Annotated in this window: 13 protein-coding genes, 1 pseudogene and 1 riboswitch; of the genes and pseudogenes, 7 read left to right on the top strand and 7 right to left on the bottom strand. The window is 68.4% G+C overall.

The genetic code is table 11. The features are described from left to right. The first annotated feature begins 78 nt into the window (after positions 1-78). From def to ACFZDI_RS02275, 3 genes are all read left to right on the top strand, one after another. Positions 79-729 (top strand): peptide deformylase, encoded by a 651-nt coding sequence (gene def, locus ACFZDI_RS02285; protein ID WP_234849272.1) that lies wholly within the window; start codon positions 79-81, stop codon positions 727-729. Positions 730-1,026: 297 nt separating this feature from the next. Then, positions 1,027-2,112 (top strand): epi-isozizaene synthase, encoded by a 1,086-nt coding sequence (gene cyc1 / locus ACFZDI_RS02280; RefSeq protein WP_234849273.1) that lies wholly within the window; start codon positions 1,027-1,029, stop codon positions 2,110-2,112. Further along, positions 2,109-3,479, top strand: a complete 1,371-nt coding sequence (locus tag ACFZDI_RS02275; protein ID WP_234849274.1) for a cytochrome P450 — start codon at positions 2,109-2,111, stop codon at positions 3,477-3,479. Before cyc1 ends, ACFZDI_RS02275 begins: the two co-directional genes overlap by 4 nt. A 12-nt stretch (positions 3,480-3,491) precedes the next feature. Here the strand turns inward: ACFZDI_RS02275 and ACFZDI_RS02270 are convergent, their stop codons facing one another. Further along, positions 3,492-4,454, bottom strand: a complete 963-nt coding sequence (locus ACFZDI_RS02270) for a GlxA family transcriptional regulator (RefSeq protein ID WP_234849275.1) — start codon at positions 4,452-4,454, stop codon at positions 3,492-3,494. A 93-nt stretch (positions 4,455-4,547) separates the two neighbouring features. Between ACFZDI_RS02270 and ACFZDI_RS02265 the strand changes: the two genes are divergently transcribed. Continuing rightward, complete coding sequence (locus ACFZDI_RS02265; protein ID WP_234849276.1) at positions 4,548-4,790, top strand: hypothetical protein; 243 nt, start codon at positions 4,548-4,550, stop codon at positions 4,788-4,790. On the opposite strand, the gene ACFZDI_RS02260 is transcribed toward ACFZDI_RS02265, so the two are convergent. From ACFZDI_RS02260 to ACFZDI_RS02235, 6 genes and pseudogenes are all read right to left on the bottom strand, one after another. Next, on the bottom strand, positions 4,703-5,710 hold the full coding sequence (locus ACFZDI_RS02260; RefSeq protein WP_361117981.1) for a ribonucleotide-diphosphate reductase subunit beta: 1,008 nt from the start codon (positions 5,708-5,710) through the stop codon (positions 4,703-4,705). The genes ACFZDI_RS02265 and ACFZDI_RS02260 overlap by 88 nt on opposite strands. Beyond that, positions 5,710-8,058, bottom strand: coding sequence for a ribonucleoside-diphosphate reductase subunit alpha (locus ACFZDI_RS02255; RefSeq protein ID WP_391247187.1), 2,349 nt, complete (start codon positions 8,056-8,058; stop codon positions 5,710-5,712). The genes ACFZDI_RS02260 and ACFZDI_RS02255 overlap by 1 nt, the downstream gene beginning before the upstream one ends. A 123-nt stretch (positions 8,059-8,181) precedes the next feature. After that, a riboswitch (cobalamin riboswitch) is annotated at positions 8,182-8,379 on the bottom strand. Positions 8,380-8,391: 12 nt separating this feature from the next. Beyond that, a pseudogene (locus tag ACFZDI_RS02250) lies at positions 8,392-8,583 on the bottom strand (GNAT family N-acetyltransferase); the annotation flags it as partial. 77 nt (positions 8,584-8,660) lie between these two features. Further along, positions 8,661-10,289, bottom strand: coding sequence for a monocarboxylate uptake permease MctP (gene mctP, locus ACFZDI_RS02245; protein ID WP_234849279.1), 1,629 nt, complete (start codon positions 10,287-10,289; stop codon positions 8,661-8,663). Beyond that, the gene (locus ACFZDI_RS02240) at positions 10,286-10,552 is read right to left on the bottom strand and encodes a DUF3311 domain-containing protein (protein WP_234849281.1); all 267 of its coding nucleotides are present in this window, start codon (positions 10,550-10,552) and stop codon (positions 10,286-10,288) included. Before ACFZDI_RS02240 ends, mctP begins: the two co-directional genes overlap by 4 nt. A gap of 129 nt (positions 10,553-10,681) precedes the next feature. Continuing rightward, the gene (locus ACFZDI_RS02235) at positions 10,682-11,446 is read right to left on the bottom strand and encodes a UTRA domain-containing protein (protein WP_391247184.1); all 765 of its coding nucleotides are present in this window, start codon (positions 11,444-11,446) and stop codon (positions 10,682-10,684) included. A 314-nt stretch (positions 11,447-11,760) separates the two neighbouring features. On the opposite strand from ACFZDI_RS02235, the gene ACFZDI_RS02230 reads away from it, so the two are divergent. The 3 genes from ACFZDI_RS02230 to ACFZDI_RS02220 all read left to right on the top strand — a co-directional run bounded on the left by ACFZDI_RS02230 (position 11,761) and on the right by ACFZDI_RS02220 (position 14,945). Then, positions 11,761-13,041: an extracellular solute-binding protein gene (locus ACFZDI_RS02230; RefSeq protein WP_391247182.1), complete on the top strand. Its 1,281-nt coding sequence runs from the start codon at positions 11,761-11,763 to the stop codon at positions 13,039-13,041. A 72-nt stretch (positions 13,042-13,113) separates the two neighbouring features. Beyond that, a complete protein-coding gene (locus ACFZDI_RS02225; protein WP_234849284.1) occupies positions 13,114-14,103 on the top strand; it encodes a carbohydrate ABC transporter permease in 990 nt (329 codons plus the stop codon). Beyond that, positions 14,100-14,945, top strand: coding sequence for an ABC transporter permease subunit (locus tag ACFZDI_RS02220; RefSeq protein WP_391247179.1), 846 nt, complete (start codon positions 14,100-14,102; stop codon positions 14,943-14,945). The genes ACFZDI_RS02225 and ACFZDI_RS02220 overlap by 4 nt, the downstream gene beginning before the upstream one ends. Positions 14,946-14,952: the final 7 nt, after the last annotated feature.

Genomic DNA, 14,952 nt, shown 5'->3' with positions numbered 1-14,952 from the left:
CGCCCCTGAGGGGGCGCCTTCCCCGTACCCTGTATCAGCATCCCGGGTTGGATTTGTTCAGGAAGGCGTACGGACGTCATGGCTCAGCAGGACACCGATCAGCAGCGTGCGGGCGTGCTCCCCGTCGATGACGAGGGGTACGTGATCGACACGGAGGACTGCGAGGAGCGCGAGGCGGCCTGGCGGGAGCGCGGTACCTCGCGGCCGATCACCGTGGTCGGGAACCCGGTGCTGCACAAGGAGTGCAAGGACGTCACGGACTTCGGCGAGGAGTTCCAGCAGCTCGTCGCGGACATGTTCGCCAGCCAGCGCACCGCCGAGGGCGTGGGCCTCGCCGCCAACCAGATCGGCGTCGACGCGAAGGTCTTCGTCTACGACTGCCCGGACGACGAGGGCGTCCGGCACACCGGCGTCGTCTGCAACCCCAAGCTCGTCGAACTGCCCGCCGAGAAGCGCCGCCTGGACGACAGCAACGAGGGCTGCCTGTCGGTGCCCACCGCGTACGCGCCGCTCGCCCGGCCCGACTACGCCGAGGTGACCGGGCAGGACGAGAAGGGCAACCCGATCAAGGTGCGCGGCACCGGGTACTTCGCTCGGTGTTTGCAGCACGAGACGGACCACCTGTACGGCTACCTGTACATCGACCGGCTCTCCAAGCGCGAGCGCAAGGACGCGCTGCGGCAGATGGCCGAGAACGAGCCCCGCTACCCGGTCGTGGCCAACGACTGACCCGCCTCGGCCTCACCAGGCGCACGGCGTCTGTTCGGGTGTCCCACCCTGAACAGGCGCCGTTCGTCTGTCCTGTTCGCCTGTCCGTCGCATGTTCGATCGCTTCTGCTCTCTTGGTGATCCACGGGAAGTCACACAACGGGAGATTCCCGGCAGTGTGGGGTGGTGAATGAAGCAAATGCGTTCCCAGAGCGGTCAGTTGTAGTGCTGAATGGGATGAGCGGGGTATGCAACGGCGCACGCCCGGCACGAAGGGAGGGGCGCCCGCGCCAACTGGCGGCTGAGAGGGGTTAGTTCGTGCATGCTTTGTCACGCGGCACCACATGGACACCGGTCACGATCGCAGTTCCACCGTCGCTCTCTCTCCCGGTGATCGAGGCGGCGTTTCCCCGTCGGCTCCACCCGTATTGGCCGAAGTGCCAGGAGAAGACCCGGGCCTGGCTGCTCGAAAAGCGGCTCATGCCGGCGGACAAGGTGGAGGAATATGCCGACGGACTTTGCTACACCGACCTCATGGCCGGGTACTACATCGGAGCTCCGGACGAGGTCATGCAGGCGATCGCCGATTACAGCGCCTGGTTCTTCGTCTGGGACGACCGTCACGACCGCGACATCGTCCACGGCCGTCCGGCGGCCTGGCGGCTGCTGCGGGACCGGCTGCACTCGGCCCTCGACTCCCCCGGGGAGCACCTGCGTCACGAGGACCCACTGGTCGCCGGGTTCGCGGACAGTGTGCAGCGGCTGTACGCGTTTCTGCCCCAGACGTGGAACCTCCGCTTCGCCCGGCACTTCCACGCGGTGATAGGCGCGTACGACCGGGAGTTCCACAATCGCACCGAGGGGATCGTCCCGACGGTCGAGGAATACCTTCGGCTGCGGCGGCTCACGTTCGCGCATTGGATATGGACGGACCTGCTGGAGACGGCCGCCGGCTGTGAACTCCCGGACGCCGTGCGGAAACATCCCGCATATCGGCGGGCCGCCCTGCTGAGTCAGGAGTTCGCCGCCTGGTACAACGATCTGTGCTCGCTCCCCAAGGAGATTGCGGGCGACGAAGTGCACAATCTCGGAATCAGTCTCATCACCCATGAGGGCCTGACCCTGGAACAGGCGGTCGTGGAAGTCCGGCGCCGTGTCGAGAAAACCATCGACGATTTCCTCGACGTCGAGCAGGAAGCCTTACGGTTCGCCGACGACCTCGCCGACGGCACCGTGCGCGGAAAGGAGCTGGGCGCCGCCGTGCTGAGCTGTCTGAGCAATATGCGGAACTGGTTCAGTTCCGTCTACTGGTTCCATCACGAGTCCGGCCGGTACATGGTCGACAGCTGGGACGACCGGTCCACGCCCCCGTACGTCAGCAACGAAGCGGCAGGTGAGAAATGACCGTCGAGTCTGTGAAGCCCGAGACCCCGCCGGACGTGACGCTGCGGGAACCGCCCCGGGCGGGTGGTGCCGTCCCGGTCCTCGGGCACGGCTGGAAGCTGGCACGCGACCCGCTGGCGTTCATGTCCCGGCTGCGCGACCACGGCGACGTCGTGCGGCTGGCGCTCGGCCCGAAGACCGTGTACGCGGTCACCACTCCCGCCCTGACCGGCGCCTTGGCGCTGAGCAACGACTTCATCATCGCCGGGCCGCTGTGGGAGTCCCTGGAGGGCCTGCTCGGCAAGGAGGGCGTGGCCACGGCGAACGGCCCGCTGCACCGGCGCCAGCGGCGCACCATCCAGCCCGCCTTCCGGCTCGACGCCATCCCCGCCTACGGCCCGATCATGGAGGAGGAGGCCCACGCGCTCATCGAGCGCTGGAAGCCCGGCGAGACGATCGACTGCACCTCCGAGTCCTTCCGGGTGGCCGTGCGCGTCGCGGCCCGCTGCCTGCTGCGCGGCGACTACATGGACGAGCGGGCGGAACGGCTGTCCGTCGCTCTCACGACCGTCTTCCGGGGGATGTACCGGCGGATGGTGGTCCCGCTCGGACCGCTCTACAACCTGCCGTTGCCGGCCAACCGGAAATTCAACCGGGCATTGGCCGATTTGCATCTCCTGGTCGACGAGATCGTCGCCGAGCGCCGGGCATCCGGTCAAAAGCCGGACGATTTGCTGACGGCATTGCTCGAGGCGACGGACGAGAATGGCGAGCCGATCGGGGAACAGGAGATCCACGATCAGGTCGTTGCGATCCTCACCCCCGGCAGCGAAACCATCGCCTCCACGATCATGTGGCTGTTGCATATGCTCGCGGAGCATCCCGAACACGCCGACCGGGTGCGCGACGAAGTGCGGGCCGTCACCGGTGGCAGGCCGGTGGCATTCGCAGACGTCCGAGGACTCCGGCATACCAACAATGTCGTCGTCGAGTCCATGCGTTTGAGCCCTGCCGTCTGGATTCTGACCCGCCGGGCGGTACGGGACACGGAACTCGGTGGATACCGCATTCCGTCCGGGGCGGACCTCATCTACAGCCCCTACGCGATCCAGCGCGACCCGAAGTCGTACGAGCGGAACCTGGAGTTCGACCCCGACCGCTGGCTTCCCGAGCGGGTCAAGGACATCCCGAAGCACGCCATGAGCCCGTTCAGCGTGGGAAACCGCAAGTGCCCGAGCGACCACTTCTCGATGGCCATGCTGACGCTGATCACGGCGGTGCTGGCCACCACGTACCGCTTCGAGCAGGTCGCGGGGTCGAAGGACGCCACCCGGGTGGGGATCACGCTCCGGCCGCACGACCTGCGGGTGCGGCCGGTGGCGCGATGACCGGTACGCGCTTCAGGCCGCTTCCGGGCCCCTGAACGTGCGCCGGTAGGCGTTCGGGGTGGTCCCGATCGCCCGGACGAAGTGGTGGCGCAGCGTGGCCGCGTTGCCGAACCCCGTCCGGCCGGCGATCGCGTCCATGGTCTCGTCCGTCGCCTCCAGCAGCCGCTGGGCCAGCAGCACGCGCTGGCGCAGCACCCAGCGGTAGGGAGTCGTGCCCGTCTCCTGCTGGAAGCGGCGGGCGAAGGTCCGCGGGGACATGAGGGCGCGGGCGGCCAGCTGCTCGACCGTGACCTCCTCGTCCAGATGCCGCTCCATCCACGCCAGCACCTCACCGATCGTGTCGGCCTCGGGAAGCGGCAGCGGGCGCTCGATGTACTGGGCCTGGCCGCCGTCACGGTGCGGCGGCACCACCATCCGCCGGGCGATCTTGTTGGCGACCTCGGTGCCCTGCTCCTTGCGCACCAGGTGCAGGCAGGCGTCGATGCCGGCGGCCGTGCCGGCGGAGGTGATCACGGGGTCCTCGTCCACGTAGAGCACGTCCGGCTCGACGACCACGCGCGGGTACAGCCGGGCGAGGTCCTCGGCGTGCTTCCAGTGCGTAGCGCAGCGGCGGCCGTCCAGCAGCCCGGCCGCGGCCAGCACGAAGACGCCGGAGCAGACGCTCAGCACCCGGGCGCCGCGGTCGACCGCGCGCCGCAGGGCGTCCAGCAGCTCCGGCGGGAAGTCCCGGGACGCATAGCCGTGCCCGGCCGGCACGGCGATCAGGTCGGCCGTCTCCAGCCGCTCCAGGCCGTGCTCGGCGTGGAGCGAGAAGCCGGAGTTCATCCGCAGCACCGGGCCCTCGGCCGAGGCGACGGCGAAGTCGTACACCGGCAGGCCCTCGTCGCTCCGGTCGGTGCCGAAGACTTCGCAGACCACGCCCAGTTCGAAAGGATTCACGCCGTCGAGCAGGGCGACGGCCACGTTCCGCAGCATGCGTCCAGTGTGCCTCGTCGGTGGCAGTAATTCGAGGGTCTGCGGCAGTACTGCCACTGACGGTAAGGAGCAATCAGCGCGACAGTGGTGTCCATGAACAGCAACCAGGTAGAAGCACTGATCGGACTGACCGCCACCTTCGGGATCCTTGTCCTCCTGATCCTCCCGTCCCTGTTCGGCCTGGTGCGCGAGCGGCGCATCGACCGGCAGATCCGGGAGGCTCAGGAGGCCCGCGAAGAGGTGCCGGCTCAGAAGTCCTCGTCCAGGTCGACGGTGCCCTCCACCGCCACCTGGTACGCCGAGGGCCGACGCTCGAAGAAGTTGGTCAGCTCCTGAACCCCCTGGAGCTCCATGAAGGAGAAGGGGTTCTCGGAGCCGTACACCGGAGCGAAGCCGAGGCGGGTCAGCCGCTGGTCCGCCACGCACTCCAGGTACTGCCGCATCGACTCGGTGTTCATGCCCGGCAGGCCGTCACCGCACAGGTCGCGCGCGAACTGCAGCTCGGCCTCGACGGCCTCCCGGAGCATGTCCGTCACCTCCTGCTGGAGCCGGTCGTCGAACAGCTCCGGCTCCTCCTTGCGGACGGTGTCGACCACGTCGAAGGCGAAGGACATGTGCATCGTCTCGTCGCGGAACACCCAGTTGGTGCCGGTGGCCAGGCCGTGCAGCAGGCCCCGGCTGCGGAACCAGTAGACGTACGCGAAGGCGCCGTAGAAGAACAGGCCCTCGATGCACGCGGCGAAGCAGATCAGGTTGAGCAGGAAGCGGCGGCGGTCCGCCTGTGACTCCAGGCGCTCCAGCTTCTCGACCTCGTTGATCCACTTGAAGCAGAACCCGGCCTTCTCGCGGATGGACGGGATGTTCTCCACGGCCGCGAAGGCCGCCGCGCGGTCCTCCGGGTCGGGGAGATAGGTGTCGAGCAGCGTCAGATAGAACTGGACGTGCACCGCCTCCTCGAAGAGCTGACGGCTCAGGTACAGCCGCGCCTCGGGGGAGTTGATGTGCTTGTACAGCGTCAGCACCAGGTTGTTCGCGACGATCGAGTCACCCGTCGCGAAGAAGGCGACCAGCCGGCCGATGAGGTGCTGCTCCGCGGGGGAGAGCTTGGCGAGGTCGGCGACGTCCGAGTGGAGGTCGACCTCCTCCACGGTCCAGGTGTTCTTGATGGCGTCCCGGTAGCGCTCGTAGAAGTCCGGGTAGCGCATGGGGCGCAGGGTGAGCTCGAAGCCGGGGTCGAGAAGGTTCTGGGTGCTCATTACTGGCAGGCCTCGCAGGACTCGGGGTTTTCCAGGGAGCAGGCGACCGCCTCGGGGTCGGGAGTGGCCTGCACGGGCACGGTGGCCCGGGCGGCGCGGGCGATGCGGGTCGCCGGGCGCGAGCGCAGGTAGTACGTCGTCTTCAGCCCGGACTTCCAGGCGTAGGCGTACATCGAGGAGAGCTTGCCGATGGTCGGCGTCTCCAGGAACAGGTTCAGGGACTGGGACTGGTCCAGGAACGGCGTCCTGGCCGCCGCCATGTCGATCAGGCCGCGCTGCGGGATCTCCCACGCCGTGCGGTAGAGGGCGCGCACGTCCTCGGGGATCCAGGCGAAGTCCTGCACCGACCCGTTGGCCTCGCGCAGGGCCTCCCGGGTGCGGGCGTCCCACACGCCGAGCCGCTTCAGCTCGTCCACCAGGTAGGAGTTGACCTGGAGGAACTCGCCCGACAGCGTCTCGCGCTTGAACAGGTTGGACACCTGCGGCTCGATGCACTCGTACACGCCCGCGATGGAGGCGATGGTGGCCGTGGGCGCGATGGCGAGGAGCAGCGAGTTGCGCATGCCGGTCGAGGCGACGCGCTCGCGCAGCGCCGCCCAGCGCTCCGGCCAGGTCAGCTCCGCGTCGTAGTGGTCGGGGTGCAGTACGCCCCGGGCCGTACGGGTCTTCTCCCAGGCCGGCAGCGGGCCGTTGCGCTCGGCGAGGTCGGCGGAGGCCTCGTACGCGGCGAGCATGATCCGCTCGGCGATACGGGTGGACAGGGCCTTGGCCTGCGGTGAGTCGAAGGGCAGGCGCAGCTTGAAGAAGACGTCCTGGAGGCCCATCGCGCCGAGGCCGACCGGACGCCAGCGGGCGTTGGAGCGGCCAGCCTGCTCGGTCGGGTAGAAGTTGATGTCCACGACCCGGTCGAGGAACGTCACGGCCGTGCGGACGGTCTCGTCCAGGCGCTCCCAGTCGATGTCCCCGCCGGTCACGAACGCGCCGAGGTTCACCGAGCCCAGGTTGCAGACCGCGGTCTCGCCGTCGTCGGTGACCTCCAGGATCTCCGTGCAGAGGTTGGAGGAGTGCACGACGTGGCCGGGCTCGGCCGTCTGGTTGGCGGTGCGGTTGGCGGCGTCCTTGAAGGTCATCCAGCCGTTGCCGGTCTGCGCGAGGGTGCGCATCATGCGGCCGTACAGCTCACGGGCGGGCAGGGTCTTCTTCGCGAGGCCCTTCGCCTCGGCCGCCCGGTACGCGGCGTCGAACTCCTCACCCCACAGGTCGACCAGCTCCGGCACGTCCGAGGGGGAGAACAGCGACCACTGCGCGTCGGTGTTCACGCGCCGCATGAACTCGTCCGGCACCCAGTGTGCGAGGTTCAGGTTGTGCGTACGGCGGGCGTCCTCACCGGTGTTGTCGCGCAGCTCAAGGAACTCCTCGATGTCGGCGTGCCAGGTCTCCAGGTAGACCGCGGCGGCGCCCTTGCGCCGGCCGCCCTGGTTCACGGCGGCGACCGAGGCGTCCAGGGTCTTCAGGAACGGGACGATGCCGTTGGAGTGCCCGTTGGTGCCGCGGATCAGTGAACCGCGGGCGCGGATCCGGGAGTAGGCGATGCCGATGCCGCCGGCGTGCTTCGACAGCCGGGCCACCTGGTGGTACCGGTCGTAGATTGAGTCCAGTTCGTCCTGCGGGGAGTCCAGGAGGTAGCAGGACGACATCTGGGGATGCCGGGTGCCGGAGTTGAAGAGCGTGGGGGAGGACGGGAGGTAGTCGAGGCGGCTCATGAGCGAGTAGAGAGCCGCGACCTCGTCCACCGCGCGTGTGGTGTCGTCCTCGGCGAGGCCGCACGCCACCCGGAGCATGAAGTGCTGGGGCGTCTCGACGACCTTGCGGGTGTGCGGGTGACGCAGCAGGTAGCGGCTGTGGAGGGTACGCAGGCCGAAGTAGCCGAAGCGGTCGTCGGCCGCACGGTCGATCAGCGCGTCGAGGCGGGCGGCGTGGACGCGCACGAACTCGGCGGTGCGGTCGGCGATGAGCCCCTCGCGGTGGCCGACCGCGACGGACCCGGTGAAGGACGTGACGCCCTGCGAGGCGGCCTCCTCGCGGATGCCGATGGTCAGCAGCCGGGCGGCCAGCCGGGAGTAGGCGGGGTCCTCGGAGATCAGACCGGCCGCGGCCTCCGTCGCCAGCTCCCGCAGCTCCCGCTCGTCCGCCTGCGCGGACCGGCCGCGCAGCGCGGCGGCGGCGACCCGGTCGGGGTCGGCGTCGGGGAGGTCGGCGGTCAGCTCGCTCAGGGTCCGCAGCAGCGTGGCACCGGGAGCGTCGTGCTCTTCTTCGGCTGAGACCGGTTCGGCTGGCGCGATGGTCACGTGGGGCTCTCCCTCGCTCGGCACGGGGGCCTCGTCGAGGGCAGGGGGCAGCACACGAGCGCACGCGGCGTCGCGTCCACCGGCCCACTCCACGAGGCCCGGACGTCAGGGCACACCGGCCGGGTGGCCGGGTGCGCTGTCGGCAGGTCCTCGGACTGACCCCTGTGCAGGGCGGCACCCGGAACACGGCGGTTCCGGGAACAGACATGCACAAGTACACCGTTGCGGGACAGTTCCGGATTCGCACCGGATTCCCCTGCGGCGACAGCGAGCATGAGCATACATCTTGTGCCGGGTTCGAACGGCACCCCCAGATGTTGTGTCGTGCTGGTTTCAGAGCGTCAACTCATAGGTGAGATGAGTGATGTCCGTCAGCTCCGGGAGGGGGTTCCCGTCACGCTCGGGTGTGCGAGTGAAGCCCAGGCGTTCGTAGACGCGATGGGCGGTGTGCACGGGGGGCCGGGCCGACAGCACGACGCTCCGGCAGCCCGGGGTGGCCCGCGCCCGCTCGACGCAGGAGCGCTGATGAGCGTGTACGACAGCGGGCCGCCGTGGTGAGTGGTCTCGGCGGCCCGCTGCGGGTGTTGTGTGGTGGTGCGAGGTCAGTGAGCCGACCCGGCCGTCGCAGGCGGGAGTTCCACCTGGACCCCGGGGTCGCCCGCGTCCGCCGTGTAGTCCTCCGGCTTGGTCTCGTCGATGCCGTCGGGGGCCTTCAGGGCCTTCAGGACGAAGGTCAGGACCACCGTCACCACCACGTTCAGGACGAACGCCGTGAGGCCGATGTAGCCGATCTCCCCGATGCCCGGGATCTCCTTCGCGGAGCCGCCGAAGTGCTTCTGCGTCGGGGAGGCCACGCCGTACGCCGCGGCCGTGCCGTAGATCATGCCGACCGCCCAGCCCGCGAGCAGGGCCCAGCGGTGGAACCAGCGGGTGAACAGGCCGCCGACCAGGGCCGGGAAGGTCTGCAGGATCCAGATGCCGCCCAGCAGCTGGAAGTTGATGGCGACCGTCTTGTCCATGGTGAGGACGAAGGCCAGGGCGCCGACCTTCACCAGCAGGGAGACCAGCTTGGAGACCTTGGTCTCCTGCGCGGGGGTGGCGTCCGGCTTGATGAAGTCCTTGTAGATGTTGCGGGTGAAGAGGTTCGCGGCCGCGATGGACATGATGGCCGCGGGCACCAGCGCGCCGATGCCGATCGCCGCGAACGCCACGCCCGCGAACCAGTCCGGGAACATCGTCTCGAACAGCTGAGGGATCGCCAGCTGACCGTTCTGCACCTTGATGCCGGCCGCGATCGCCATGAACCCGAGCAGCGCCAGCAGGCCCAGCATCAGCGAGTACAGCGGCAGGATCGTGGTGTTGCGGCGGATCACCTCACGGCTCTTCGAGGACAGCGTCGCCGTGATCGAGTGCGGGTACATGAACAGCGCCAGGGCGGATCCCAACGCCAGCGTCGCGTACGTCCACTGGCCCGGCTCGGCCGGTGCCAGCGCCCCGCGCGGCGCGCCCGTCGCCGGGTTGGTCTGGCTGAACGCGTCACCGGCCTTGGCGAAGATGTCGTCGAAGCCGCCCAGCTTGATCGGGATGTAGATGATCGCCACCGCGATGACGATGTAGATCAGTGTGTCCTTCACGAACGCGATGAGCGCGGGGGCCCGAAGACCCGACGAGTACGTGTACGCCGCCAGCACGCCGAACGCAATCAGCAGCGGCAGGTCCTTGATGAACCAGTTGGTGTTCTCGCCGCCGCCGACGCCCATCACGTCCAGCACGGCCTGGATGCCGACCAGTTGGAGGGCGATGTACGGCATCGTCGCCAGGATGCCGGTCACGGCCACGGCCAGCGACAGACCCTTCGAACCGAAGCGGCCGCGCACGAAGTCGGACGTCGTGACGTACCCGTGCTTGTGGGACACCGACCACAGGCGCGGCAGGAAGGTGAAGATCAGCGGGTACACCAGGATCGTGTACGGCACGGCGAAGAAGCCGGCCGCGCCCGCCGCGTAGATCGCCGCCGGCACGGCGACGAAGGTGTACGCCGTGTACAGGTCGCCGCCGAGCAGGAACCAGGTGATCCAGGTGCCGAACGAGCGGCCGCCCAGGCCCCATTCGTCCAGGCTGTGCTCGTTCTCGGCCTTGCGCCAGCGCGCGGCCAGGAAGCCCATGACCGTCACGGCCACGAAGAAAAAGATGAAGACGGCGAGTGCGACGCCGTTCACGCCGTCCTTCACTGCGACGCACCGCCCTTCGCGGCCGAGCGGGCGCGCTGGTCACGCTGCCACAGCTTGTAGGCGATCATCGTCAAAGCGGTGGAGATGAGCACCCACGCCATCTGGTACCAGTAGAAGAACGGGATCCCGATGAAGGCCGGGTCGGTCTTGGCGTACGAGCCGACCCACAGCATGGCCACGAAGGGTGCGACAAGGCAGAGCCCGATGACGACGCGCACGGGCGTCACCACCGGGCCTCTGCTGGATTCTGGGGCTTGCGACATCAGGCGGCTCCGTCCCCTCAGTGATCACCTGGGCAATGCGCAGGCAATCTAGGTCAGGGCACGGCGCAAGCGGAACCCCTCGTCCGCAATGCGGTTCCCGAAAGGACCGGGGATCCGGCCGCCGCCGCGTCAGTCCTGGGGCCGCTTCAGCCGGGCCACGAACTTGTACCGGTCGCCCCGGTAGACCGACCGCACCCACTCCACGGGCTGGCCCTCCCGGTCCAGCGAGTGCCGGGAGAGCATCAGCATCGGCAGCCCGACGTCCGTGCCCAGCAGACCGGCCTCGCGCGGAGTCGCCAGCGACGTCTCGATGGTCTCCTCGGCCTCCGCGAGATGGACGTCGTAGACCTCGGCCAGCGCGGTGTAGAGGGACGTGTACTTCACCAGCGAGCGCCGCAGCGCCGGGAAGCGCTTCGCGCTCAGGTGGGTGGTCTCGATGGCCATCGGCTCGCCGTTGGCCATGCGCAGCCGCTCGATGCGCAGCACGCGTCCGCCGGGCGTGATGTCGAGCAGCCCGGCCAGCCGGTCGTCGGCGGTGATGTAGCCGATGTCCAGCAGCTGCGAGGTGGGTTCGAGGCCCTGGGCGCGCATGTCCTCGGTGTACGAGGTCAGTTGCAGGGCCTGCGAGACCTTCGGCTTGGCGACGAACGTGCCCTTGCCCTGGATGCGCTCCAGCCGGCCCTCGACGACCAGTTCCTGGAGCGCCTGGCGCACGGTCGTGCGCGAGGTGTCGAACTCCGCCGCCAGGGTGCGCTCGGGCGGGACCGGCGTGCCCGGCGCCTGGGTCTCGGTCATGTCGAGCAGGTGTTTCTTCAGCCGGTAGTACTTGGGCACGCGCGCGGTCCGGACGGGCACCCCGTTCTCGTTCTCCGCACTGCTGACGTCGGTGCTCATGCTCCGCCTTCCCGGCCCGGTCTGCCGACACGATCCCACTTGTATACCGTCGGCGCCTCTTTTGGTCTAGTCCACCGTTCTCTGTGGTCTACCCGCAGTATGCCGTGTTCCGCTCGGGTTTTCGCTGGCTTCTTACTTAAAGGTTCCTGCATATGTAGGTCGCATAACGGCTGGTCAGAGCTTTATCGAGGCCCTTGACAGGCCTTCTGGTCTGGTCCAAGCTCCCCGGTACTGGTCTACACCATTGGTCCAGGCCCGGCCCCACGTTCACTGCGGGGAGCCAGGGGGGTTGTGGGATCCCTGAGGAGGGTGGCGTGAAGCGCAAGCTGACAGCCGCGATCGGTATCGCGGGCATGATGGTCTCCATCGCGGCATGCGGGGGCGAGGGTGACGGGGGCTCGGACAAGGGCGCGGACGCCAAGGAGCTGACCGTCTGGCTCACCGTCGACGCCCAGAACAACTGGCCCGGGCTGGTGAAGGCCACCGACGCCGCGGTGAAGAAGAAGCACCCCGGCCTCAAGATCAACCACGAGTACTACGGCTGGCCCGACAAGAACGCCAAGCTCGACGCCGTCCTCGCCACGGACAAGGCCCCCGACGTGGTCGAGATGGGCAACACCGAGATGCTCGGCTACATGGTCAAGGGCGCCTTCGCCCCGCTCGACCAGGGCACGTTCGACAACTCCGACGCCTGGCTGGACGGCCTCAAGGCCTCCGTCACCTACCAGGGCAAGACCTACGGCGTCCCGTATTACGCCGGCGGTCGCGTCGCCAACTGGCGCAAGGACGTCGCGGCCTCGGCCGGCCTGAAGACACCCCCGAAGACCTACAAGGAGCTGACCGCCGCCCTGGACAAGATCCAGAAGAAGGAGGGCGACAAGTTCAGCGCCTGGTACCAGCCCACCCGCGACTGGTACGCGGCCATGTCCTTCGTCTACGACGCCGGCGGTGCCATCGCCACCGAGTCGGGCGGCCAGTGGAAGGCGTCCCTCTCCTCGCCCGAGTCCCTCAAGGGCCTGAAGGAGTTCAAGAACGTCGTCGACTCCTACATGCACGGGGACAAGACCAAGGACGAGTCCGACCGCTACATCGTCTACGGCCAGGGCAAGTCCGCCATGATCTTCGCGGCCGCCTGGGAGGGTGCCACCGCCGAGGACCCGAAGAACGACAAGACCGGCAAGCTCAAGGGCAACCTCGAGAACTTCGTGATGCCCGGCCCGTCCGGCAAGAACATGCCCGTCTTCCTGGGCGGCAGTGACCTCGCCGTGCCGGTCAAGTCCGACGCGCAGGCCCTGGCCGCCGAGTGGATCAACGCGTTCACCGGCTCCTCCGGGCAGAAGGGCCTGATGGCCAAGGGCAACCTGCCCAACAACAAGACCGACCTCGCGACGCTCAAGAACGACCCCAAGACGGCGGTCCCCGCCACCGCGGCCGAGTCCAGCTGGTTCGTCCCGATGGCGCCCGGCTGGGGCCAGGTCGAGAAGGCCCAGATCCTGCAGACCATGCTGCAGAGCATCGGCACCGGCAAGAAGTCCGTCGAGGCCGCCGCCAAGGAGGCGGACGCCGCGATCGACAAGGTCATCAACACCAAGTGACCTGAGCGCGGGGCTCCCGGCTTGCGGAGCCCCGCCGTCCGTACGACCTGAGGGACCGCCGAGGAGCGCGCGATGAGTGCCGCAGAGACCACCACCCCTGCCAAGGTGCCGCCACCGCGGCAGGCACCACCGCCGCCCCCGAAGGACCGGCGGCCCCGCGGACAGCGCACATCCGGCGGGGCCCTGGCCCCCTGGCTGCTGCTCGCGCCCTGCCTGCTGATCCTCGCCCTGGTCATGGGCTATCCGCTGGCCCGCCTGGTCTCCTTGTCCTTCCAGAAGTTCGGCCAGTCCCAGCTGTGGGGCTTCCAGCCGGCCGAGACGGTCGGGTTCGACAACTTCGCCGAGGTGCTGGGCGACGGCGAGTTCTGGGCCGTCGTCGTGCGCACGATCGTCTTCGCGGCCGGTGCCGTCGTCCTCACCATGGTGATCGGCATGGCGCTCGCCCTGCTGCTCCAGCGGGTCTCCGGCTGGCTGAAGATGCTCATCAACATCGTGCTGGTGGCCAGCTGGGGCATGCCGGTGATCGTGGCGACCACGGTCTTCAAGTGGCTCTTCGACTCCGACTACGGCGTCTTCAACGCGCTGCTCAGCAAGCTGCCCGGCGTCGAGATGGTCGGCCACAACTGGTTCGCGAGCGGCCCCGAGGGGCTGGCCGTGATCATGCTGCTGGTGATCTGGGGAGCCGTGCCGTTCGTGGTCATCACCCTCAGCGCCGGTCTCACCCAGGTCCCGAAGGAGCTGGAGGAGGCCGCCCGTCTGGACGGCGCGGGCTCCTGGGGCGTCTTCCGCTTCGTCACCCTGCCCGTCCTCAAGCCGATCATCGTGATGCTCACGACCCTGTCGGTCATCTGGGACATGGGCGTCTTCCCCCAGGTGTTCGTCATGCGGGGCGGCCACCCCGAGCCGGAGTTCCAGGTCCTCAACACCTACTCCTACGACCGGGCGTTCGTGGTCAACGACTACGGCCAGGGCTCGGCCATCGCGCTGATCACCGTCCTGCTGCTGCTCGGCGTGGTCGCCGTCTACATGCGGCAGATGCTGAAGATCGGAGAGGTCGAATGAGCACGCTCACCGGAACCCGCCGCCGCAGGAACCCGCGGCTCGGCTGGAACCTCCTCGGTCTCCTGGTCTTCCTCGTCGCGGGCTTCCCGCTCTACTGGATGCTCAACACCGCGTTCAAGCCCGCCAAGGACGCCATCGACCCGGACCCGAGCCTGCTGCCGACCGGCCTCACCTTCGACAACTTCGGCCGGGCGCTGGACATCGCCGACTTCTGGGGCCCCGTCGGCCGCAGCCTCGTGGTGTCGCTGGCCGTGGTCGTCATCGGCGTGGCCGTCGGGCTGCTGGCCGCGCTCGCCATCTCCCGCTACGCCTTCCGCGGCCGCAAGATCGTGATCGTGGGCATCCTCGCGGTCCAGATGGTCCCGCTGGTCGCCATGATCATCCCGGTGTTCCTGCTGCTCAACGACCTGGGCCAGTACGACCGGCTGACCGGCCTCATCATCACCTACCTGACCTTCATCCTCCCGTTCACGGTGTGGACGCTGCGGGGCTTCATCGTCAACATCCCCAAGGAGCTGGAGGAGGCGGCCATGGTCGACGGCTGCTCCCGCACCGGCGCCTTCCTCCGGGTCGTCTTCCCGCTCCTGGCCCCCGGCATGGTCGCCACCTCGGTCTACGGTTTCATCCAGGCCTGGAACGAGTACCTGTACGCCCTGATGCTGCTCAGCCAGAAGAACCAGACCGCGACCGTCTGGCTCGGCAACTTCACCACCAAACACGGCACCGAATACGCCCCGATGATGGCCGGCGCCACGATGATGGCCGTGCCGATCGTCGCCCTCTTCCTCCTCGTCCAGCGCAAGATGGCCGCGGGCCTGACCGCGGGCGCAGTGAAGGGATGACCTCACC

Source organism: Streptomyces sp. NPDC007907, from assembly GCF_042959365.1.
GTDB lineage: Bacteria > Actinomycetota > Actinomycetes > Streptomycetales > Streptomycetaceae > Streptomyces > Streptomyces indiaensis.
Note: the sequence above shows the minus strand (reverse complement) of the source record. Positions and strands in the feature narration are given on the sequence as shown.

What these genes read in the sequence shown, in the direction of transcription:
- ACFZDI_RS02260 (WP_361117981.1), bottom strand. Translation starts at nt 5,710, where the DNA reads ATGAGCACCCAGAACCTTCTCGACCCCGGCTTCGAGCTCACCCTGCGC.
- def (WP_234849272.1), top strand. Translation starts at nt 79, where the DNA reads ATGGCTCAGCAGGACACCGATCAGCAGCGTGCGGGCGTGCTCCCCGTC.
- ACFZDI_RS02235 (WP_391247184.1), bottom strand. Translation starts at nt 11,446, where the DNA reads ATGAGCACCGACGTCAGCAGTGCGGAGAACGAGAACGGGGTGCCCGTC.
- ACFZDI_RS02275 (WP_234849274.1), top strand. Translation starts at nt 2,109, where the DNA reads ATGACCGTCGAGTCTGTGAAGCCCGAGACCCCGCCGGACGTGACGCTG.
- ACFZDI_RS02220 (WP_391247179.1), top strand. Translation starts at nt 14,100, where the DNA reads ATGAGCACGCTCACCGGAACCCGCCGCCGCAGGAACCCGCGGCTCGGC.
- ACFZDI_RS02240 (WP_234849281.1), bottom strand. Translation starts at nt 10,552, where the DNA reads ATGTCGCAAGCCCCAGAATCCAGCAGAGGCCCGGTGGTGACGCCCGTG.
- ACFZDI_RS02225 (WP_234849284.1), top strand. Translation starts at nt 13,114, where the DNA reads ATGAGTGCCGCAGAGACCACCACCCCTGCCAAGGTGCCGCCACCGCGG.
- ACFZDI_RS02265 (WP_234849276.1), top strand. Translation starts at nt 4,548, where the DNA reads ATGAACAGCAACCAGGTAGAAGCACTGATCGGACTGACCGCCACCTTC.
- ACFZDI_RS02270 (WP_234849275.1), bottom strand. Translation starts at nt 4,454, where the DNA reads ATGCTGCGGAACGTGGCCGTCGCCCTGCTCGACGGCGTGAATCCTTTC.